Raw genomic sequence first — 23081 nt, 5'->3', positions numbered from 1 at the left:
TGAATCTAAATTAAAAAACTCCTAATTATTAATTTAATAGAGATAAAACAATAGATCGGACTTAACGTCCGGCCTATTATTTTAATTCCCCACACCACATAGCAGCTATTAGATAATGATATTCTCCCCAGAACATCATTTCTTAATGTTCAAAAAAACATCAATATTCTTGGTTTTGTTGAACAGAAATTCTATTACTTCTGTTTAACTTTTTAAGATTTTGCACCCTATCTTTAATAGCCATTTCTGTTGGCAATCGCTCTATAGAGCTAGCTCCATAAAATCCGTGGCAGTCAGGACATGAGTCCAAAACATAGGCAACATCTTTAGGTTCCGAAATAGGCCCTCCATGACACAGAACTATTATGTCATCTCGGATAGCCTTAGCCGCCGAAGCACAAGTGTTGATCAGAGATATACTGGTTTCTAAATCACATGAAGTACAAGCACCAATATCACCACCAATTGTTAGTCCCAAATGCACAACGATAATATCAGCACCTGCTTTTGTCATTGCAACTGCATCGTCCGGGCCAAAAACATAAGGAGTAGTTAACATCCCTTTTTCATGTGCCAGACGAATAAGTTCAACTTCCAGTCCATAGCCCATATCTGTTTCTTCCAAGTGCTGTCTAAATTTTCCGTCAATAAGCCCCACTGTTGGAAAATTCTGAATACCTGAAAACCCCAGAGCTTTAAGTTCATCAAGAAAAAGAGAAATATTACAAAATGGGTCAGTTCCACAAACCCCAGCCAATACAGGAGTTTTTTTAACTACAGGTAATATTTCGTTTCCCATTTCTTTGACAATTTGGTTAGCATTACCGTATGGCATTAATCCGGCTAATGAGCCTCTGCCCGCCATTCTGTAACGCCCTGAATTATAAACAATGATAAGGTCTACACCTCCTATTTCCTCACTACGGGCAGAAAGACCAGTACCTGCTCCTGCTCCGATAATAAGTTCACTACATTCAATTTTTTTCTTAATTGTTTTAATAATATGATCATACTGCATCATTAAAAATTCCCTGATGTTGCATTACTTCTTCAAAATGCTGTTTAACAAGAGAGCAAAACTGCGGTGAATTAATATGGGAAGGTGTTTTTATGATTTTCCTCTGTTCAGTTTGATTCACCGTTTTTTCTAACCCATCACTGAACGCCTGCGTTGCAGCCGGTAAATAGAAAGGCTGTTCAGGGCAATCCAGCGCAGAAAATCCACCTTCTGGAATAATGAAACGAATTGGCCCATTACATTTGTTGAGCTTATTTCCTATCCAGACTCCAAGTTGATAGTTTTCTTCAGGTGTGGTTCGCATCAACGTTACCTGCGCATTATGCTCGATAAACGTCCGATTTCTGTAACGTTCTGGTATTGTTTCTTTTGAACCAAAATTAATCATATCCAGTGCACCAGCACTACCTACCCACGGAATATTTTTTTCTGCAATGATATCTAAGCGAGTATCAGGACAACTCAAAACACCATCAAATAGCAGATCCGCAATTTCTGTTAGCGTAATATCTAAGACACCAAGTAACTCACCATCACTGGCTAATTTCTCCATACTTGTTCCACCGTTACCAGTAGCATGGAAAGCCAGACAGTCATATTCGGTATCTAGCTCTGCGGTAAGCTGATTAATACATGATGTAGTAACACCAAACATGGTTAACCCTAAGCTAGGTCTGCTTGCTTTGATTAATGGCATCATATAATTGACAGAACCAGCCATCATATTTGCAGCATTAGATAATATCGAGCGAGAAATATTGTTTAATCCACAAAGGTCAGTGACTGTATAGAGCATAGCAATATCACTGGCACCGATATAACCAGCAACGTTTCCTGATGCCATCGTTGATACCATTATTTTTGGTAACCCAACGGGTAAACTCTGCATAGCAGGCGTAATTAATGCTGTTCCACCTGAACCACCTATACCAATTACGCCAGCGATATCGTCGATTGAATTGTGTAAAAAATTCGTCAAAGCAACAGACATTGCCGAGATCGCTTTACCTCGTTCACCACAAAAAACTGTGTCACTCCCTTCCGGGTTGTATCCAGTGATCTGGAATGGAGATATATCGACCTTTTCATTTTGTTTATCATCTACTGGCGTTGAGGTAGATACATCTATAATCATTGAATCCACACCAGCAAGGCATAAACAAGATTTCAACCAAAGAAGTTCTTCCAGTTTTGTGTCTGCTGTTCCAATGATCCCTACAAACCGACTCATATCACTAACTCCGTGTACATGGAAAAATTTTGAAAAATCGAATGTAAAGCTATGCTAATATTTTCTACCATGCAAGATATTTTTTATCCTTAAGGATATTTTTTATTATTAATGATATTTTTGGCTTTAATCGATGTTCAACCAACCCTTTTAAGGTATTTGAATAATGCTATTTGATGAAAAAAATCTATCTCCAATCCGACGCCGTACTCTTGAAAGGATGACTAACGCAGCTTTGAAGCTATATAGTAAAAAAATGTTTCCATCCCCTAAAGAGATTAGCAATGAGGCAGAGTATGCAAAGATTACATTGCGCAGCTATTTTCAAACCCATAATGAATTTGTGGAATATGTTGTGAAACAAGTTATCGGTTCTTTTGTTGCACCCAAAATAGGCTCTGACGCGGAAGAAAATGTTGAAAAACTGTTCAAATGGGGGTATGGGCAAATAGAAGAGCATGAAGCATTGATGAGAGATGCTTTACGTATAGCACAGCTTCGTTGGCAAGAAACGGTATCTAAAGAAGAAAATTGTAATCAGCTATCATTTATAAAAAAAAGTAACCGCAGAGAGTCACTTTCACTTGCTCTAGAACCTCTTAAAAATCAGCTTAGTGATGACACTGTACATAAAATTGTTATGTTACTTTCAGTGTTATACGGTACAGAGGCTATGGTTGTACTGAAAGATACTTTTAACTTAGAGAACGAGGAAATTATAAATTTAACTACTTGGGCAGCAAAAATGATCATCCGTCAAGCCATCGCTGAAAGCTAAAATAGAATATTGTATATAAATGAAAAAAAACCGGGCAAAAGCCCGGTAACACTTTAAATTTAACCTAGAAACCAGTGAAACCACTTCAATAATTGATATATTCAATACAAAAGTAGAATAATAATTTTGTAGTAGTTTTTTCACTTAGAAATAGGATAATAATAAATTTAACAATTTCAGTAAAGTGATAATAAATAATTGATATTAATCTTTATTTTACTAAAATAGTATAAATAATAAACATTATAATGTGAGGTAACTGTTAAGGTAGAGGTGAAAACTAAGATTCAGAAAACAGGATGGGATAATGGATATATGCTGAAATTCCTCACGGGGGTTTTATGTCAGCATAATTTAGATTCGTTCATCTTGATTTCATTCTCCTTATAGCTTGTCCAATTAACGAATCTATGTCGTATTGACCTGACTATAAGTGCAAGCATTTAATAACAATCATGCTTGCATTTATTTCTATTTCCCTACTACCTCATTTTCATTATCGAATGTAGCGACGGAACGGTGGTAGAGAATCAAGAATACCCTTTCCGTAACGCTTAGTGACAAGACGGTTATCAAGAATCGTAACTGCACCGGTATCTTTTTCTGTGCGGATTAACCGCCCCACGGATTGAATCAGCTTAATACACGCATCAGGAACAGAAATTTCTTCAAATGTATTACGCCCAACTGAATCCATCCATTCAGCAAGCGTCAGACTGACCGGATCAGTTGGCACCATAAACGGTAGTTTAGCAATAATGACGTTATTACAGTAATCCCCCGGTAAATCCACGCCCTCTGAAAAGCTGGCCATACCAAAAATTACACTTGGCTCGCCGTGATCAATGCGCAACTTATGACGGGCAACAATCTCGCTTTTAGGCAGTGTAGTCTGCATCAAAATACTCTCTTTTTGCTCATCAGGCATCATGTCAAAAACATCAGCCATCTGGCGTTTAGAAGCGAAAAGAACAAGACAGCCTTTTAGGCGATTCACCAGCTTAGGTAACATAGTACCGACCTCCAGTGTATGCCCTTCAATGTCCTTCGGGGAAAACTTCATATTAGGAATAAACAGAACGCCATTTTCTTCGTAATTGAACGGACTTTGAGCCAGTAAGGTAGGCGTTGTTGGTGGTAAGCCAGCTTGATCTAGATAGGCATCAAATTTACCCAGAGTACGGATAGTTGCAGAGGTGACTATAGCTGAAAAAACCACACTCCACACATCTTTCATCAGCATATCCCCGGCATGTACAGGGCTGCTATTGATGACTATTTCGTTTTTCTTTTCACGATTAACGTCAACCCAGCGGGCAAAAGGAATACCGTTTTTGTCGCGATGTTTAACGTTAACAAAATCACTCCATGCCGTTATTAGGGTTTCGAAACGATTAGTCAGCTCCCCCACAATCATTTTGTGCTCTCCGGCATCAGGATTGTTCTTCAAGTTGCCATCAATTATTAATGACATCTTGCCATTAATTTTGTTCATATCGCCTAAGATCTTCCCGACAATTTTGGCATAATTAATAACCTCTTTTGGCGTTTCTCCGGAAGGAAAAATACAGGTTTCACGTTTGTCATACTCAGATTTGAAAGGTAGTGTTCTCAACAAGAAGTCTTTTGTTTCCACCAGTTCTTTTTTCAGTTTGGTTGTTTTAGAGTGTAGCTCAGTTGCTAGTTGCTCCATTTCATTATTGTAATTATCCACCAGCGGGATAATCATATCGAAAATCTCATCAACCCACTTCACTGTTGCATCGATGGAGCATGAAGAAGCGAAGTGATTTATTGCTTTACTGGTCAGGTGATGACCTTCATCGAAGACAAAAATGCTTTGTTTTGGGTCAGGCAGCACTACACCTCCCCCCAGAGACAAATCAGCCAAAACGATATCGTGGTTTGCTATAACAACGTCAACACTATCTAACTCTTTACGAGCCTTGAAGAATGGGCAGATTGCGTAATACGGGCAGAGGTGTGATGGACATTGGCCCACAACAGCATTAACTTTTTGCCAGACTTCATCGCGTACCTCGACGGAATAAGTATCGCGATCACCATCCCACAGCCCATCGGCGAATTTGTCTTTGAGTATTTTAATGCTCTGATCTTCATAGCCAAAAATACTCATTCTTTTATCAGACTCACGTTCAGCACGGAGTTTACAAAAATAGCGACCACGACCTTTCACCATTGCAAACGTAAAATCTAAACCTGCATTGGTACGAATATCAGGCAAATCTTTGAACACAACTTGTTCCTGTAATGCGACAGTCGCGGTAGACAAAATTAATGTTTTCTTTTTGGCCTTTGCAAGAGGGATTAACGGGATAGAATAACCCAACGTTTTACCAGTGCCAGTGCCAGCTTCAATGACACACACAGCGGGATCGCCAGTACGCTGGCCTTCATTGTTCACTTCAATACTGTTCACGATGTCATAGCATAAGTTCATCATTCGCTTTTGCCCTATCCGAGCAGTTACCCCCTTGTGCTTCAAAAAGGACTCATAGGCGGTTGCGATAATTTCGCTGGTGGTCTGCGTTGGCTTAGCAGTCATTTCAGTTGGCCCCGATGGTTAAGATAGAATGATTTTATCATTGCCGACTGGGGGCCGAAGGGATTGACTAACTATTGAAGGGCTAACATAGGAACCCTCGCTAATGACGAGTAATTGTAAGAATATTATGGTAAATGGAATGGCTGAGGCTCTTTTTCGTTGTGTATGTAGAGTGGATGTTTTGGTTGTCCTGATTTATTTATTTCTAAGACAAACAACTCTTTGTCTATCAAATCCAACACATTCTTATACCTACCCAAATGGATACCCTGATTGCCCCATGCAACTATGACCATACCGGCTTCATCTGAATGTTTTTTAATATATAGATCGTTATCTGGCCCTATTGGATTATCTTCGGCAAATAGATCGCTAGGTCGTGTAGCTCTGAAAGCAAACAGATTGCACATATACATTCCACCGAAACCTAGTTTTTTGGCGAAACTTATGCATCTCTTTATCGTCGGATCATCTGTTTCATGGTCTGCTGTTGATGGGTTTAGTCCGATAAACATGAGATAGGGCTTACTACTATCCCAAATTCTACATAGATCATACCTGTACTTACCACACTTAGAGATAGTCGCTGATGATTTCATTGGCGTCCTTATTTTTAAGATAAAGAAAGTATTATATTCCCGCACGCGCTGGGCGAAGATTTACGACGTATCTTGTCGTTATATACCCTTCGTCTTTCAAGTTGCCTCTTTGTTGGCTGCACTCACTCGCCCCGGTCACATAGTTATTTATGCTCCCGGGGATTAGCTCCCTTACCGCCGCGATGCAGCTTGAAATCCATTGGGTATAGAGAATTATCTTGTGACCATTGTGTCACATATGAAGAGAAATCATAATGTTGTTAATACTGCCATATCCTGTGAAAATATCAAAAGATGCTAGTTTCAACGTTTGCGGCACGTTATGGAAAATTTTTTGACCGATGAAAGAATATATTTTTGAGGTAATAGGTGTTAAAAAGTCACAAAAGACGTATTTTGGTTAAAAAAATAACAATACCGCATTGAACTGAACTGGCTATGTATATCTCATTAATAATTGGAGTGATCTTTGAATAACAAATTAAAAACAATATTTATTTTTTCTCTAGGTTCATTAATCATCTGTATTGTCGTTTTATTCAATATAATAATAAATTTTTTTGTAACCGATGAACTGACTATTAATCAAATAGTTATAAGCATCAACTGTATGATCGCCGGAATTATTTTCCATTATACCTGTCGCGTAATTAATCAGGCTAGATTACATGAAAAATATCTCGATGAGGTATTCAAATGGCCGGGAAATGACAAATTCACAGTAATAGTCAAGAACAACGGTATCACTACTGAATTCAACGAATGGGTGGCCCAACAAACTAATCCCATCACGATCCGTCAAGCAAATTTCGGACTTGGACATGCTTTAGCCCAAGCCTACCAAATTGAAAATAAAAGAGAATCAGATTGGGACAAATTTATCTATTTTTTGTCTATGAAAGCTATAAAATTTATCAAATTCATCAGTACGATTGCTTTTTTATTAGGTGGTGTATCTCTGGTGCTATTGATTACAGATAAGCAAACATTACTCGGAACGAAATTAGCTATCAGTATCTCTTTATTCGCATTCGGGGGTTTTATGACATTTATGGCACGTAATATGCGTAAAAAAAAGGTAGAAATTATCCTTTCTGAAACGATTAGTATCAAGAATATTGATGTCTTAATGGAGAAAGCCATCAATCATAATATGCACGAGGAATTTTGTGACATTATGCGCACCTCAGCTAGACCTAGAACGGTTCAAGATGCAATGAAAATTATTCACCAAAAAAGTCAAGTAACACAATCTTTTCCTGCCTAATCACATAAGGAAAAATTTGTGAAATGAACGCGATTTGTCACTCTTAGTATCACCGTAAGAGTGGACCCTGTTTCTAAATTTGTGTAATTGCCTGTTTTTGATATGTTTAATTTATCAACTAAAACAGGTGAAAAGATGGACGAGAAACAGTTACAAGCCCTGGCTACTGAGCTGGCTAAAAATCTCAAAACGCCCGAAGATTTAAGTCAGCTCTCCCGTTTCCTCAAAAAACTGACCGTGGAAACGGCCCTTCAAGCCGAACTGGCCGCACATCTGGGCCATGAAAAACACCAACCCAAAACGGGTTCTAATACCCGAAATGGCTACTCTGCTAAAACGCTAATGACTGAAGAAGGCGAACTGGCGCTGCAAATTCCCCGCGATCGTGAAAGTACCTTTGAACCCCAAATCATCAGGAAAAATCAAACGCGGATTACGGGCATGGACAGCCAGATACTGGCCCTGTACGCCAGAGGAATGACCACTCGCGATATCGCCAGCGCGTTCAAAGAACTCTATGATGCTGAAGTTTCACCGTCACTGATTGCCAAAGTGACCGATGCGGTCAAAGAGCAGGTCATTGAGTGGCAAAGCCGCCCCCTGGACAGCTTGTATCCGATTGTTTATCTGGACTGCCTGGTGGTTAAAGTGCGTCAGGATAACCGGATTATCAATAAATCGGTCTTCATCGCGTTAGGCATTAATACCGAAGGTCACAAGGAACTGCTGGGCTTATGGCTGGCCGAGAATGAAGGAGCGAAGTTCTGGCTTGGCGTACTGACAGACCTCTATAACCGGGGACTGAAAGATATTTTTATCGCGTGTGTGGACGGGTTAAAAGGGTTTCCGGAAGCGATTAATACCGTTTATCCACAGACTCGGGTGCAGTTGTGTATTGTCCACATGATACGTAATAACCTGCGCTATGTATCCTGGAAAGATGCCAAAGCGGTTGTCAAAGATCTCAAGCAGATTTATCAGGCCCCGACAGAAGAAATAGCGTTACAAGCTTTGGACGCTTTTGCTGAACAATGGGATGGGCGTTATCCACAAATTAGCCGTAGCTGGCGAGAAAACTGGGATAATTTGTCCACGTTTTTTGCCTATCCAACTGAAATCCGGAAGGTGATTTATACGACGAATGCCATCGAATCGCTAAACAGTGTCATTCGGCATGCTATCAAGAAACGCAAAATCTTCCCGTCGGATGATTCGGTGAAAAAGGTGATCTGGTTGGCGATTCAAGCGGCGTCTAAAAAATGGACTATGCCTATCCAAGATTGGCGTCTTGCGATGAGTCGTTTTATGATTGAATTTGGTGACCGTTTAGACGGTCATGTTTAATTGGAAATGGCGATTACACAAAATACTAAACAAGGTCTAAGAGTGACAAAAAACCGCAAATAAATACTTGCAGTCCAGTCCAGTTAATAGGTAACCTACTAATTTGGGTGATAGTGGCTGGAATTAGGTATTTCTTTCTGCCTCCTGAATTTTCTTGATATCGTTTTCCAAGAACTGCAATTGTGTTTTTGCGCCTCGCAGGCGAACCTTTGTGTTTTTTTCTTCCCGTTGCAGGTTGTCACACGAAGCTCTCAGATCATCTCGTTGTTTGAATAATTTTTTAATTTCCCTCACTGTGTGTTCAGCTTCACGCGCACATTCCAGTAGATAATCAAATGCATCGATATTACAGCCACACTGATTACATTTGACGATGCGATATTGTTCATTGATTGTTATCGCAGGATGTTTACAGCGGGATTGTTCGGGTGTTTTATGAGTGATTGTGGTGCTAGCGCTAATTTTATTATCGTTATTAAATTTGAGAGTAACGATTTTGTCTGTCATTTTTCCTCCAATCATGCGTCCCATTCAGCATAGGCACGGGTTCACAAGGTAAAATCACAATATGGCCCATGCGCCAACAACCATTACATATCACTTTATCCCCTTCATACAGCCAGTCTTCGTACCCTTTTTCTGTCTCAACTAATGCGCTTTTCATACCGCATTTTTCACAATCACCTAACCAAAGCTGGCCTTCCTTTGCCAACAGTAGATAATATCGTTATGAATGCGCTGAAATATTGCTTTTTTATAGCTATGACTCTGTTGGAGGTAATAATTTATCAGTCAATTCACGTATGTTTTTGATAATTTTTTGCTGTTCAGCATTCAACTCCCCTTCTACCATAGAAGCGTGAGTAAGACTTTCATGACAACGTTTCCATGCCTGCCATTCCCAATGAAGGTGCGAGAATATAGATCTACTGTCAATGTTATAACTTTCACCGTCCCTCTGCTCTTGAACTACAAGGAGCGGAACTTTGTAACGTTCAGCCACATCTGCTTCAAAAAGTGCTTTCAAATCAATCATACTTTTGACTCCTTTTTTACGTTAATTAAATTTAATCATAATTTTTTTAGGTCAAACAGCTGAAAAGAAAAAAATGCAACTATTGCATAACCCTTTTAAAGTAAGAAATTAATTTAGCGGCTGACCGTTATTAAATGTCTGAGAGAGAACATGCTGACTGCGATCAATCCAATCCTGAGCATTGTTGCAATCAACGTTAGCTTCGACAATCTGGCGGGCCGATGTATACATTGAGCTGTAATAACCTCCGCGAGAAGAAAGCACCATGCGCACGCCATTCAGGTACGCATACACGGGATCACCTGCAATGGCAGTATCAATGTTTGCATTACGGTCGTCACAGAATTGCTGACGCATATTAGCGATGTCTTTAGCCACCAGCACGCACTCAGGACAACTTTCTTTATAGGCCCTCAGTGTTTCAGGTGTTTCACCAGCAATTCGAGTCGGCTGTACTTTAGAATAATTATCCGTTTTTGCCTGAGTGTTAAACATTGATGCCATTGTTCCAGAACTAACAAACATGGCTATAACACCGCCGAGAACAATCCCAGAACGGAGGTACTTTAATTTATTCATGAAATCACCTTTTCACTTTGAAAATATGTGCGGAGAACTAACAGAAATAAATAACATGTATCATACATCGCCTGATCTCAAGTCCAAAATCCCCCCCATTACTTATGCGTGACACAGTTTACTGCTGAATGTATGCTATTCATATACAATATGATTAAGAGTGTGTGATATGTCAGAAATAAAATCGAAGCATCGAATGTCAGCTATACAAAGGGATATCCTTTTTTCGTTATTTCTTCTGGATAAAAAAATGAACAGTCCTGTAGCTGTCAGTGACCTACGTAAAATTTTAAATAAAACTCGCGCTGTAGATTTGCAAATCAGCAATTTTTCAGTGTCATGCAAGACTTTGAAAGACAGGGGTTACCTGCTCAAATACAGAGACAAAATAACACTGCGCGTGGCGTACCGGCTGACCGAAAAAGGGATGGAGGAAGGAGAAAAGGAATACGTTAAGAGAATGAATACAATTACATAAAAATGCTGGGATAATCCCAGTATTTTTATTCTTTATTTTCTTGAATTAACTTACAAATACTTTTAATTTTATTTGATATTTCATTGTTATCTAAGTTTTGTTTTTCCATTATCCTTTAATTCATATTATGAAGGTTCAGTTGTAGATCTAATTTTTGTAGTAATCTGCTCTTTCAGTTCCCTTATGACTATCAAAATATCAGCGTACATAACAGAGTCTGCATTTCTACCGTCCTGCTTAGCTTTTGTATAAAGCATCTGAAATTCCATGAAAACGTTGTCTATTCCGGATAAAAATAACTCATTTCGGATTCTGGCTGTGGATTGGGTTCCACTGGTAACAGAGCTTAGTGCGGTCAAAAGGTCTTTTGCTACACTCAAAGTTTCAGGTTCGGCGTTCTGTAGCCTTTTATGATCCGTATATTTCAGTAAACGGCGGATAATTTTATCTGTAACATGAAGCAAACTCCACAGGTAGAGATTGTCATTTTCCAGTGTGCTTTTCTCTGAGATTTTTCGTGTCACCAACTTTTGAATGCGGTTATGAAAGTCCACTTCCCAAGTGGACGCAGCGATCCCCATCCATTCATCAGTTTGCTGCCGGGTTGACTGAAAATCAGGAAAGGCACTTATCAGTGGAAAAGCTTTCTCCCAAGACACAACTTCTCCATTAATCATCACACCATCAGATTGCGTCGATAAATCTTTTACGGACGAGAGTATCGTCCGCATTTGCTCTGCTTCAATTAACAAGTCAAAGTGTGACTTATTCATTTATTTCGCTCCAGTAAATCATCTGGATGGGTAAACACTGGTGCTCGCCCATGACGTAAAAAATACAAAGTGTCATTATGTTCGCGCCGTGAATTAATTTGTTTTTCTTTTTTAGTACAAAAGAAATTACGAAAAAAATGGATAATTGTTTTACTTATGCCACTCATTAATATAATTACTCCACCTGCACTTTATTTAATCGGAGAATATCAGTATCGTTCAATCAATGGAAATAAACCCTTTTATACCATATGAATCATGGTATTAACTTGCACTCCTTCGCGATATCAAGCACATTTCCGTTTCTGATAATTTGACCAATATTCTTTATCTCATCCACACTGTCAGCAGCACAGTTGCTTTTCTTGATCATCATTGAAACCACGTTATCAGGAGCAATTCCCTGTTGATCTGTTTTATAGTCCGGTGCTTGCAATGAAAAAACATAGAATGCAGCCACCGCACCAAGGATGACTAAAAACATACTTCTCATCAACGCTGAGAGTACTAAAAACCCGATAAAAGCAGCTCCGCTATAAATTATGGCATCCACCCAACTACCGTTGTTAGACAATGACTGTAAAGCAGTCTGTAACTCATCCATTACGTTTATTCCTATCAGTTATTCTTCTAGGCTAACCATCGGTAAACGTTTGGGCGTTCCTAATTTCTGAACGCTCTCATTTGCTCAAATTTATCTTTGCCGTTTTATCTGGATATCCGAAGGGATTTCACTATCTAAATAACCGTAATGGCATGTTTTTTATATTGTTTTCCAATCGGTGCAAACGGGATATCATCATCAAAATCCATTGGTGGCTCATTGCTTTGCGGAGTCGGAGACTGTGCCGGACGAGATGATTGAGTGCCATTTCCACTGAATTGTTGAGACGCCTGTGGTGGTTGTGGTTTTCCCCAACCGCTTTGTGCAGGTACATCCTGTGCTGCATTACTGCGACCACCCAGCATCTGCATTGTGCCACCAATAGGCGTAACAGCTACTTCTGTCGTGTAACGATCCTGACCAGTCTGGTCTTGCCATTTTCGTGTCTGTAAAGCACCTTCAATATAAACCTGAGAACCTTTACGCAGGTACTCACCTGCAACTTCTGCCAATTTGCCGAATATAACTACACGATGCCATTCGGTTTTCTCTCTCATGTCACCAGTTTGCTTGTCGCGCCATGACTGGGAAGTAGCCAGCGTGATATTTGCGACAGCCCCACCATTAGGTGAGTAACGAATTTCTGGGTCTTGTCCCAGATTACCTATGAGAATAACCTTATTTACACCTCTAGAAGCCATAATATGTACCTTTTCGTTGATGGTGATTAATGATGTTTTATGATGCCAATTTTACCATTCACAAATTGATGCCAAAGTCTTTTTAACAAAAAAGAAAGAATTAGCCTGATACACCAAAAGAAAAAGGCTGCAATATATAGATAGCAGCCCAATCTACAGCTTTAGTTTTTATAGTGATGGCCTTTATAATTAGCTCTTCACCATCATCAAGCTAGACAGAGTGCTTTTGTCCCGAGCTATTGAACAATCAAACATGCCATAAAGAAAAAATTACCTGATTCTTTCATAACAAACTGGGGTTATAATTATAGAATATTATTTTTTAATTCTGAATCAAAGAATTGTTTTACCTTATTTATAATCATTGGTTTTATTATGTTGTTCCAACGATTGACTTCTGATTCAGTAGACCATATGGGGTTATCTATTACATCTTGTATTCTCTCAGGGGTGAAACATTCAAGTAATTCAAGGAACTCTTTAGCTGAATTAATATTACCATCGTATTTATGCAGCAGTTCAGAAGCAAAGTTGCGAGCTTCCAACTCAAAATAATTTTCGTCTTCTTTTTTAGGAAATAAAGCATCACCTAATTTACTATCGTATGATGGATAAATTTTTTCCTCGCCACGTACCTCAGCAATTTCTCTCAATTGGGCGCTCAAGATTTCAGCCAGTCCTTCAGCTTCTTCTCCGGTAGCCATATCAACCACCAGCATTATTTTGCTGTCGTTTTCTTCGATAGCAAAAACACCGTAAGACTCATAATCACTTTCTGTCAGGTGATTAGCATCACTATGATCGCAAATTAACTCACCATGAGAATTGATAGGCCCATAACTGATAGCCTGATAGGTCGCGTCGTAGCCCAGCGGCAATGAGTTCATCACGAACAGGCGCAGTGGCTGAATATCATATTCAGCACTGTTCTTAGCTACCTCGTGAACGTTCGGTAGTTCATTAAGCAGATCCTTAACAACTACGCTATCAGTATGCATACGATACATAGCTGAAGCTGCCCAAATAGCCCCAGCGAAAAACTCTTTTTCATTACTGTACATTAATCACACCTCACGCCCGGGTTTTACCGGTTACTCTTTTTGAATTCCTCACTGCCATATTTTTTAAAATATTCAGTGAAACCTTTATCACTCTCTCTTGTGGCCTTTTCCGCCTCACTGCTGGCCCTGCGCATATCCCGGTCAGCGAGCTGTTGACTTAGCTCCATATAACTCTCAACGTTCTCTGCGGTTGGTTCCTGAACAACATCGTCATATGCTCGCTGATATCGTTCATCAAAGCTAAGCCCCATTGAGCAGGATGCCAGCAGGAGCAGTAGCGGTATAATGGCTAATTTATTCATCCATTCTCCATTTATTCTTCCAGCAGGTGATCCTGATGATTTTATGATTTTTCACTGAGAATGAATAATCATGAAAACTTTGCATGTGAACCTGATAGGGGATTTGCGCCCACTTTCTTGATAAGTTCACTATCATAGTTTACGGGGATTTTAGCAAAATCTGCCGTAAACCCTCGCCCGATAGGGCGGGGAGCAGTCACGACACCCAATTGGGTAGCACTGGTAACTGTTTATGTTTCCACGGTTCCTGTTCACCTAGTTCCCAAATGTCTGTGTCATATAGCCCTGTACCGCCAAAATCAAACGTTGGTCGTAGCTGGGAAATATAGCAATAGGCGATAAAACCATTGTCGCGTTCGGTTATCCAGTCTACCCAGCTGATGGCGTAGATATCCTGTGAGTATGCTCCCCACGCAAAATACACACCTGCATTACTCCAATGAGCCAACTCTGGGTAATGCCGCCTTATTTTCATAATAAATTCAATGCATTCACTGTTAAATTCATTATCAGGACAGGTGAGTCCCAGTTCTATTCGGAACGTATTTTCATCAAAAATGAACATAATGATATTTTCCGTCATAATTAAATCTAAGATCAGTTGCCGTTGGTGCCGGTAAATCCCCTAATAAGAAATGGTTTGTTTAATGATCAACTATAACAACAGCACTTTTACGTAATTTCCAAACTATAAAATGACAAAAAAAATACCAGTCATAGATATAACGATAATCTTATTCTTTAACGGTTATTCCAGTCGTCAATAAGACGTTTAATCGTATGGCGCGGTGCGGGAGCAATCCATTCGCAGCAGACGAACCAAAACTGATTGAAACGATACGGAAGCGATGTTGTAAACTTATCGCCGGTTTCCAAATCTATTTTTCGACCCCTTAGTATTGGCTTCGTTTTACAGAACGGGCAAGGCAAAATGATATTAGAAATCGGCTGGACAATAGGAAAACTATCATTCGATAGTATCTGAGGATCATCCAGCTCAGGATGCGCCCACTCAGTACCTTCAGGGATGGTGATAAATTCGTCATCAACGAAATATTCGAACACCGGAAGTAGAATGTTTTTCATACCATGCCTACGCCAGCGTAATAGTGATAGAAATTCAATTTTTTCATCAGGTGAGTGTTCCATTGGAACACGGAAGCGGTACACGCCGGGAACTTCTGGGAGTCCTTTTCCGTCGGGCGTGGTTTGGAACCATTTTTTGTGTGCAACATCCGCTTTTTCAGCGATAGATGTTCTTACGACGCTTTTATCCGAAAAGGTACGATTCATTGCATTCCTCAAATTAAATCTTACACGCTCAATTGGTTTATAACAGTTGCTGGTGGAGTTTCATCTTTATTCCTGAAAGATAATCAATTGATAATTCCTTACGTCATCTGTACACGTTGGTTAAATTACGCTAGCACAATAACAGATAGACTTAATCAATAAAAATTAGGTCAAAGTAAAACCAACTCATTATCTGGTATCAGATTATTCCTCTCGGTAAACACTTTTTCGAACGTACTCACTTTAATATTCATGATCTTCTTATTAAGTGACGGCTTCGAATTCTCTTTTTAATTAGTTTGTAACGTTCCCCCAAAAGATTTTTACCATTAATACCAGCATTAATGCGACTGCACATCCAGAAGATATCGTAAATTTCTACGTAACTTAGGTCACCAGTGCGTCTGAGTGCATGAATGATACTGCCAATAACGTCATCGGAAACACCGAGAATATAGAGACGTAGTAAACTGTTATCATCAAAACGGTCATTTATACTTTCTATCTTACTTTGCAAGTCAAAGCGCAGGATACTAACGGTTGATAGAACCAGAGTAATGATAAAACTGAACCCTATCATGCCAAAAAGATCGAAAAGATAGGGTTCTCTATCAAACAGGTAAAAAAAGACAGGAAAAGCGGATATATTGAGAAAAATGAGAGCCAAAAGATACCATTTGAAAAATATAAATATTCGTGTTTTTTCAAGGAAATATGTCCTAATTCATTTTCTTTCTTAATGAAAGAAATCAGGGACTCGTGATACTCAGATGTAGTAGTCCAAACTTGATCTGACAGTCACCCATTTTGATTTAGTGCCTGTCAGATTAAATTCGGGTTAGATTTTTTTCAGCCCAAATTGTTTTTCCTTCCAATAATGTCTCTATTGGTGTGCGACCACAACATATTTTCCCTTGATGAGTGCGATGATAATTGTAGTTATCTATCCATTCATCCAGATCCGTTTGCAACTCATTGAGTGACATGTACAGTTTCTTTCTGAAGGTGATTTGGTAAAACTCGTTCAAAATGCTCTTATGGAAACGTTCACAGATGCCGTTTGTTTGGGGGGAGCGGGCCTTTGTTTTTGTGTGGTCGATATCATTGACGGCTAAATAAAGCTGATAGTCGTGATATTCGACACGCCCGCAATATTCTGTACCCCTATCTGTCAAAATTCTTAGCATCGGTAATTGATGCGATTCAAAGAACGGCAGCACTTTGTCATTCAGTATATCTGCCGCCGTAATCGGTGTCTTGGTCGTATAGAGTTTGGCAAATGCCACCTTACTGTAGGTATCGACAAACGTCTGCTGGTAAATTCGACCTACGCCTTTCAACGTCCCCACATAGAACGTATCTTGAGACCCCAAATAGCCAGGATGGACAGTATCGATTTCACCGCAGGCCTCATCATCCTGTTTCTTTCTCTCCAGAGCCACCACTTGGGCTTCTGTCAAGATAATCCCCGTCTCAGCCACGTGCTTTTCGAGCGCCCGTAAGCGCTTTTTAAAGTTTTCAAGATCGTGCCTGAGCCAAATAGAACGCACCCCGCTGGGAGAGACAAATATCCCGACTTTACGCAGCTCGTTACTGGTTCTCACTTGTCCGTATGCTGGGTAATCAATCGCATATTTGACCACCGCTTGCTCTGTTTCTGGATCGACCCTGTTTTTGAGATTGGGTGATCTTCTACTCTGGTTGATAAGGGCATCAATACCACCGGCTTCAACCAATTCTTGATAACGGTAAAACGTGTCTCGTGATACGCCCATGACTTTGCAAGCTTGGGAAACATTGCCCAGCTCCCTAGCAAGATTGAGAAGACCTGCTTTGTGTTTAATGATGGGATTGCTAGTATGTAGCATGAGAGTTACCTCTTAGTTTCTTTGATTTAAGATTCAGCACCTTTAATCAAAGCGGGTAACTCTCTTCTTTTCAAATCGAAGTGTCAGATCTCATCTGAACTAATACAACTCAGAACCAACTTGCAATCCTCCTTTCCCATAAAACATAACCGCACCTCCATCATCTTTTTTAACCGGATAATACGTCATTTTTTAGAACGGAATCCTTACTCAAATTATTTCCATCATTTGTTTTTTTCTTTCAGGATAAAACTGTTCGGCCAGCTTACCGTTTTCAGTATCCAGTGAGGATTTTGAACTCTCATTCTTGCTTCACTATAATCGTACTGTTCTCGTGATATAGCGATAACCACAGTATCAGGTGTTATCCAACGGTAGTAAGACGTATAACCTAGAACCCTTCGGATCACGTCCTGAATATATGATAACTTTTCTGAACCCTCATATTTATTTCGGCGATTAATGCTGATAACAAGCGCCGGATCTGCCTGTGCAGCCACCCATTCCATTAGCACATTTTCGTTAAAATATTCACCGTTCTGAGTAAACACAGAGCCGCTATAGGCAATACGAGCAACAACAGACGGATGAATTTTCTCTGCTGCATGAGACAGAGGAAAGCCGCAGAAGATTTGTTTTTCGTCAATCATGCGGATTGTCAACGGTATATCAGGTCGCTTAGTGACAGAAAAACCGTGGCTGGAGATATGCCAGCCATGCTCATCGTTTCCCGGATGAATCCACATAGGCATCCCTTTATTTTTACTGACACACTTCGCTCTTTTAGTTGCATCACTTTTATTTTCATAAAGGCATTTATTAAAAGTGCGTTTAATTGGTTCTATATCAGCAAGAGTACCTTCATAATCAATGTTATTTTCTTCAGAAAAAATAAGTATTTGCTCTGTATTTTGAGTTTGGGTATTAAGTTCAATATCTTTACATACTGACTCCTCATCTACTACAACAGGTGATTCTTCAGTATTGATGAGTGAAGCGTTCTCTTTTCCATTCAAAAAATAGTCATAGCATAATGAAAATCCCAGCCAAGCTGACTGAGTTAATTCAGAAATGTAATTCCCGAATTCATCTTTGTCTGTTTTAAGTCCATGAGAAGAAATATCAAACTCAAAATTTTCTTTATCAACAAGCGGATAGTGGTTGATCTCTTTCAGAATAATATCCATTTTTGGAATTGTTATCTTCTGTGAACTGATTTTCAAATTGCGATCTATTTCATGCTGTAAAGAAGCGTCACGGAGAATTGTCGTTATAGCCATCATTATGGCTCCGGCTAAAATGTAAGAGAAAAAAGTGGATGTAACCCCATAAAAATCAGTATCTGAGATAACCTTTGATACCAGTGATTGGACCTCGTACATACAGTTTCATTGCCGTAATTGGCTCACACAGTGACACATACATGGATTCACCTCCATTGCCTCTTAATTGCCCGTCGATGCATTTAGACTCTTCTGGGTGGCTTTCCACCATGCAACGTTGAATGGGATCATAAACGTAGTGAAGAATCTGGAGGTCCATATCCACATTTTGTTCAGGAGCTGTTTTTTCACTATTCAAAACAACCTCACTTGAAATAATCACTCTGTCATTTTTATGATCACTATCAAGCCATAAAACAATTTTGACGCGAATACGTGAAGAACGAGTCTTTTTATCCCACCAGCGACTAACATTGCTGTGTACCCGACCCATTATTGGTTTGCGATTGGAAATACTTAAGTAAGAAGTGATATCAGAAAAAATTTTCATATTTTGTTCCGCATGGTTATTTTTGATTACGAAAAGATAATCTCACGCAGATATAGAGAACCGAATAGTTGGACGAATATTTTTTATCTTTTTCTCAGTTAAATGTGCCGGAAGTTATGTTGACTACAATTTAGCATCACATGAGAATTTTTCCCTTTCAAAGTCGCTCATCATAGGTTGATCACGATTTCTTATCATGCATATATGGTTACAATAAGTTTGTTTGCGAAGTAATGGCAAAAATACAGTAAATTATTTTTTCCGCAGTTAAAATCCGTTATAATGCACTAAGTAGATAGAATGGAGTATAGAAATGTCATATAACAGCATGAAATTAATGGAGTTTACTTTTGATTTTGTTTTGTGTTTTATCATTTTGTTTATTAGCCCATTTTTCGTAAATTTAAGTGATTTGAGTCGAATAATAGATTCAATTGATTGGTCTTTTAGTACAATTGTTATATCAGCAGCAATAGGAATTATTGTTCTTCGTAGTTTTGTGAGAGTGTTTTTTCTTCTTAAAAGAAGAAGATTGAAAAAAATATAATCGGGAACATCAAAGATGTTATCCTCCCGACTTAAGTAATCACCCATGAATCATAACAATTTTACTCATCTTTCATACGCTACATTGCCGTAATTTTAATATTTTTTATCCTCAATGAAAAATGGGAGGATAATCCTCCCACTAGTCCAAATATTCCTGAACTTTACATATCGTCCAAGATTTTGTCATCACTCCAGACAATTAAAAGATATGAACTTCATCGCCTTGTTACACATTTAGCTAATGACACACTTCCTGCAACAAAGCCAGACGCTAAAAAAAGTACACTTGCAATACTTATCAACAGCACGGAAAAATTAGTTATATCGGAAACAATGAGTGGTCCCACACTAGCACCAATAAATAAGATAAAGCCGTTAAGCGCCATACCTCCAGCGCGGTTTGGCATAGACACTTCTCCAAATTGTGTGATCATTGCAGGGATTGCGAGAGCAACTCCAATTACAAAAAAAAGACTACCGATGATAATTCCAGCAAGGAATTGTGAAAATATAGCCTCTAGAACTAAACCTATAGCGGCGGTTACATAGCCAACAATTGCTACACCGGATATTCTTATTCGAGCAGCAAGCTTTCCAACCAGCAATGACGCAAACATGCCGGGCAAACCAACCAAACGTAAGAGGATAACGTTAGTAGGGTCCAGTCCCAAAGAACCCAGATGTGGACCCAGTGCGGTATACATTGCAACGAATGATAACAATAATGTGATGTGCGCACAGGATAGTAATAATACCGAAGGGCGCATAACTGTTTTGCCCAACGCAATAAATCGATGTCCAAGATGCCCTTCAACACCCGCTTTTACAGGCTCTTTCACCATCCATACGATGAATGGAACTGTAACGATCAACATTGTGCCTGTTATCAGAAATACCCAGTACCAGTCCCATCTCAATGCTACTGAAGCTGCTAGAACCTGCCCAAAAATACCGGCTACAAGAAATGAGGTAGACATCGCACCAATCGCTGTTGCACGATGGCGTACTGGAACGGCTTCAGCAAGATAAGCCAGTGCTGTCGGCGCAAAACTAGATGCTGTCATTCCCTGTACCATCCGTAATACAATTAACCACGACAATGATGGTGCAAACGCACAGGCGTATGTAGTAAGTGATAATACAGTCACTCCTATTAACATCACTGGACGTCGCCCATACTGGTCTGATATTGGCCCCCAAATCAGAAAGCCTCCCGCATAAGCCAGACTAAAACTGGTTGCAAGGGCAAACGTAACCGTTTTTGAATTCGTAGGGCTGAAATAATGATCAACATATGTCAGTAACGGGATCGCCAGATAGAGTTGAGTCATAACTAGCAGAGCAGTTACAACCATTAACATCATAGCACCCCAACTCGCTGTATTGATCTGGCTATTTTGCATGAAAATTTTATCTCCGATAATGGACATATTGATTGAGGTAAATTATTTTTTTCTTTAAAACAAACAATTACGTCATCATAAATAATTGAAACATACTTTTTACATAAAAAGGATGAGTTTAATGTTATTATCGTTTAATGATGACGTTGTGCTTAATTCTAGTTCGATTTGCGTAACCGAGATAATCTATTAAAGTGATAAATCACATCATAATTTTTTAAAAAAAATAATATACTATTAATTCACCTAAAAATGACTGAATAAGAGGCTTCCATGCCTATATCAAATACTCTTTCTTGAATAAAAATAAAGCACTAAATAATTCACGTCTGACCAAAACGGGAACCACCATCAACATAAATAATTTCGGCAGTCAGATAATCACATTCAATAATAAATTTAACTGCTTGTGCAATATGTAGAGGATTCCCAACATGGCCTACTAATGTGCGCCTTGACGCACTTTCCATTGATTTTTGTCTAATATCCTGCGCTACTCTATCCCATCGTCCTGCATTAATAACTCCCGGAGATATGCAATTTACACGAGCCGGTGCACATTCCAAAGCAATGCTTCTAGTCATTCCTTCAATACCTGCATTAATTGCTGATTGTAAAGCCGAATTTTCTCCCGGACGTACAGATAAAGATCCACTTATAAATGTTAGCGATTTTCTCCAAGGAATATCTCTCGCTACCACATAAGAAAGCCAAAATTTATTAGTTATGGCATACCTAGCTTCCTCATCAGATAATAAATGTAGGCTACCCATTGGGGTATCGCCCGCAGTGACAACTACATGTTCATATGGATGAAGCGAATAAAAATAATTTTTTAAAGCATGAGGAATTGTTGCATCAATAGAGTGATGCTTTATCTGATTTAAATCAGAAATTTTTTCACTCCGAGAAAGTGTTTCAACTATAAAATCCATTTTTAAATACTCTACCACTGATTTCCCAATACCTGACAGTCCGCCAACAACTAGAACTCGTTCCATAATTACTCCTAAATAATAAATTACTTTAATAAAAATTAATCCAATGATACTATTCAATTTTCTATTAACAATAAAAAAATATCAAATTATTCATGTTATTTTTGTTGAAATAACAATAAAATAATTTAACGTAAATATTTTATTTATCATAAAAAATTTATTTATTTAATATGAAATTAAAAATCCTATTCGTCAGAATAATGAATTTTATTGTTAAGAACACTACCTATTCCTTCAACAAATAGTTCAAATCGATCATTGTGTAATGCAGGATCATCTTTCCAAGCAAAGCCTCGTGGTGCTCCAGTGAAAAGCAAAATCTTATCAAAGTGTTTCCATCCAACCATATTAGAAACAGCTTTTAAGGCCATATCTAATGGTATTGAAAGGTAGTTCATTCCTATTGAAGATGTGTAATTTTTTACATTATTACTGCGATATCGAGTGACTGTAATATCAAACGAAGATGGGGGCTGCGAACTTAGCCAATAATTTTCAGAGATACTTGCTTGAGGTAATTTTGCGTGCAGTATTCTAGCAGAATCCAACCGGAATTCCCCTAAATCGGTAAGATCATTTCCGAACATGAAACCACTAAATCGACATTTCTCCCCCTTGTCAGTATCAATTAACCAAATTAACTCCATTTCCTCACTTAATATTTTAGATTTCATTGATACATTTAATTTTTCATTAGCTAGAGCTAAATCATTAATCTCTCCTCTAAAAAAATAAGGGGGTAATATATTATCGTTTACTCCATTACTAATATAGCTTTTTGCAAAACCATATACACCAATACGACCTTTTATTTCACTAACACTAAATGATGGAATATTTTTGATATTCATAGTTAT

Annotated in this window: 25 protein-coding genes; 4 read left to right on the top strand and 21 right to left on the bottom strand. The window is 38.8% G+C overall.

All coding sequences use genetic code 11. The features are described 5' to 3' along the window. Positions 1-160: 160 nt before the first annotated feature. Positions 161-1021, bottom strand: coding sequence for a phosphoenolpyruvate hydrolase family protein (locus tag AACS92_RS12205; RefSeq protein ID WP_099108625.1), 861 nt, complete (start codon positions 1019-1021; stop codon positions 161-163). Beyond that, positions 1008-2249, bottom strand: a complete 1242-nt coding sequence (locus tag AACS92_RS12200; RefSeq protein ID WP_099108624.1) for a Tm-1-like ATP-binding domain-containing protein — start codon at positions 2247-2249, stop codon at positions 1008-1010. The genes AACS92_RS12205 and AACS92_RS12200 overlap by 14 nt, the downstream gene beginning before the upstream one ends. 166 nt (positions 2250-2415) lie before the next feature. Between AACS92_RS12200 and AACS92_RS12195 the strand changes: the two genes are divergently transcribed. Next, a complete protein-coding gene (locus AACS92_RS12195) occupies positions 2416-3027 on the top strand; it encodes a TetR/AcrR family transcriptional regulator (RefSeq protein ID WP_241537876.1) in 612 nt (203 codons plus the stop codon). A gap of 496 nt (positions 3028-3523) precedes the next feature. Here the strand turns inward: AACS92_RS12195 and dinG are convergent, their stop codons facing one another. Together dinG and AACS92_RS12185 are read right to left on the bottom strand one after the other, a co-directional pair. Next, a complete protein-coding gene (gene dinG / locus AACS92_RS12190) occupies positions 3524-5593 on the bottom strand; it encodes an ATP-dependent DNA helicase DinG (protein ID WP_099108622.1) in 2070 nt (689 codons plus the stop codon). A gap of 125 nt (positions 5594-5718) precedes the next feature. Continuing rightward, positions 5719-6192, bottom strand: coding sequence for a DUF1643 domain-containing protein (locus AACS92_RS12185; protein ID WP_099108621.1), 474 nt, complete (start codon positions 6190-6192; stop codon positions 5719-5721). Between the two features lie 469 nt (positions 6193-6661). Here AACS92_RS12185 and AACS92_RS12180 point away from each other — a divergent pair, with 469 nt between their 5' ends. Further along, positions 6662-7459 carry a hypothetical protein gene (locus AACS92_RS12180; RefSeq protein ID WP_099108620.1) on the top strand — a complete coding sequence of 266 codons (798 nt, stop codon included), beginning with the start codon at positions 6662-6664 and terminating at the stop codon, positions 7457-7459. Positions 7460-7594: 135 nt separating this feature from the next. Beyond that, positions 7595-8803 carry an IS256 family transposase gene (locus tag AACS92_RS12175; RefSeq protein WP_099108619.1) on the top strand — a complete coding sequence of 403 codons (1209 nt, stop codon included), beginning with the start codon at positions 7595-7597 and terminating at the stop codon, positions 8801-8803. Positions 8804-8926: 123 nt separating this feature from the next. Here AACS92_RS12175 and AACS92_RS12170 read toward each other — a convergent pair whose 3' ends face one another. The 4 genes from AACS92_RS12170 to AACS92_RS12155 form a co-directional block, all read right to left on the bottom strand. Beyond that, positions 8927-9310 (bottom strand): hypothetical protein, encoded by a 384-nt coding sequence (locus AACS92_RS12170; RefSeq protein WP_099108618.1) that lies wholly within the window; start codon positions 9308-9310, stop codon positions 8927-8929. Then, positions 9279-9467, bottom strand: a complete 189-nt coding sequence (locus AACS92_RS12165; protein ID WP_153044736.1) for a hypothetical protein — start codon at positions 9465-9467, stop codon at positions 9279-9281. Before AACS92_RS12165 ends, AACS92_RS12170 begins: the two co-directional genes overlap by 32 nt. A 96-nt stretch (positions 9468-9563) precedes the next feature. After that, positions 9564-9839: a hypothetical protein gene (locus AACS92_RS12160; RefSeq protein ID WP_099108617.1), complete on the bottom strand. Its 276-nt coding sequence runs from the start codon at positions 9837-9839 to the stop codon at positions 9564-9566. A 108-nt stretch (positions 9840-9947) separates the two neighbouring features. Beyond that, the gene (locus AACS92_RS12155) at positions 9948-10418 is read right to left on the bottom strand and encodes a hypothetical protein (protein WP_099108616.1); all 471 of its coding nucleotides are present in this window, start codon (positions 10416-10418) and stop codon (positions 9948-9950) included. Between the two features lie 250 nt (positions 10419-10668). Between AACS92_RS12155 and AACS92_RS12150 the strand changes: the two genes are divergently transcribed. Then, positions 10669-10896 (top strand): hypothetical protein, encoded by a 228-nt coding sequence (locus AACS92_RS12150; RefSeq protein ID WP_193756854.1) that lies wholly within the window; start codon positions 10669-10671, stop codon positions 10894-10896. Positions 10897-11021: 125 nt separating this feature from the next. On the opposite strand, the gene AACS92_RS12145 is transcribed toward AACS92_RS12150, so the two are convergent. From AACS92_RS12145 to AACS92_RS12085, 13 genes are all read right to left on the bottom strand, one after another. Beyond that, complete coding sequence (locus AACS92_RS12145) at positions 11022-11669, bottom strand: hypothetical protein (RefSeq protein WP_099108614.1); 648 nt, start codon at positions 11667-11669, stop codon at positions 11022-11024. A gap of 256 nt (positions 11670-11925) precedes the next feature. Further along, the gene (locus tag AACS92_RS12140) at positions 11926-12273 is read right to left on the bottom strand and encodes a hypothetical protein (protein ID WP_099108613.1); all 348 of its coding nucleotides are present in this window, start codon (positions 12271-12273) and stop codon (positions 11926-11928) included. Between the two features lie 134 nt (positions 12274-12407). Then, on the bottom strand, positions 12408-12974 hold the full coding sequence (locus tag AACS92_RS12135) for a single-stranded DNA-binding protein (RefSeq protein WP_099108612.1): 567 nt from the start codon (positions 12972-12974) through the stop codon (positions 12408-12410). A 305-nt stretch (positions 12975-13279) separates the two neighbouring features. Beyond that, complete coding sequence (locus AACS92_RS12130) at positions 13280-14035, bottom strand: hypothetical protein (protein WP_193756853.1); 756 nt, start codon at positions 14033-14035, stop codon at positions 13280-13282. A gap of 23 nt (positions 14036-14058) precedes the next feature. Beyond that, entirely contained in the window at positions 14059-14337 is a 279-nt protein-coding gene (locus AACS92_RS12125) for a hypothetical protein (protein ID WP_099108611.1), read from the bottom strand. Between the two features lie 196 nt (positions 14338-14533). Then, positions 14534-14902, bottom strand: coding sequence for a hypothetical protein (locus tag AACS92_RS12120; protein ID WP_099108610.1), 369 nt, complete (start codon positions 14900-14902; stop codon positions 14534-14536). Positions 14903-15078: 176 nt separating this feature from the next. After that, complete coding sequence (locus AACS92_RS12115) at positions 15079-15630, bottom strand: hypothetical protein (RefSeq protein WP_099108609.1); 552 nt, start codon at positions 15628-15630, stop codon at positions 15079-15081. Positions 15631-16457: 827 nt separating this feature from the next. Then, positions 16458-17498 (bottom strand): IS481 family transposase, encoded by a 1041-nt coding sequence (locus AACS92_RS12110; RefSeq protein WP_099108607.1) that lies wholly within the window; start codon positions 17496-17498, stop codon positions 16458-16460. A gap of 224 nt (positions 17499-17722) precedes the next feature. Beyond that, positions 17723-18781: a hypothetical protein gene (locus AACS92_RS12105; protein ID WP_099108606.1), complete on the bottom strand. Its 1059-nt coding sequence runs from the start codon at positions 18779-18781 to the stop codon at positions 17723-17725. A gap of 52 nt (positions 18782-18833) precedes the next feature. Then, positions 18834-19271, bottom strand: coding sequence for a hypothetical protein (locus AACS92_RS12100; RefSeq protein WP_099108605.1), 438 nt, complete (start codon positions 19269-19271; stop codon positions 18834-18836). A gap of 764 nt (positions 19272-20035) precedes the next feature. Further along, on the bottom strand, positions 20036-21223 hold the full coding sequence (locus tag AACS92_RS12095; RefSeq protein ID WP_206602233.1) for an MFS transporter: 1188 nt from the start codon (positions 21221-21223) through the stop codon (positions 20036-20038). 323 nt (positions 21224-21546) lie between these two features. Beyond that, complete coding sequence (locus tag AACS92_RS12090; protein ID WP_099108603.1) at positions 21547-22224, bottom strand: SDR family oxidoreductase; 678 nt, start codon at positions 22222-22224, stop codon at positions 21547-21549. A gap of 185 nt (positions 22225-22409) precedes the next feature. Continuing rightward, complete coding sequence (locus AACS92_RS12085) at positions 22410-23075, bottom strand: hypothetical protein (protein WP_099108602.1); 666 nt, start codon at positions 23073-23075, stop codon at positions 22410-22412. Between the last annotated feature and the right edge of the window lie 6 nt (positions 23076-23081).

Origin of the sequence: Xenorhabdus sp. KJ12.1, assembly GCF_963876495.1 — a bacterium.
In the GTDB taxonomy this organism is placed as follows: Bacteria; Pseudomonadota; Gammaproteobacteria; order Enterobacterales; family Enterobacteriaceae; genus Xenorhabdus; species Xenorhabdus stockiae.
This window is presented reverse-complemented; position numbering and strand designations above follow the sequence as displayed.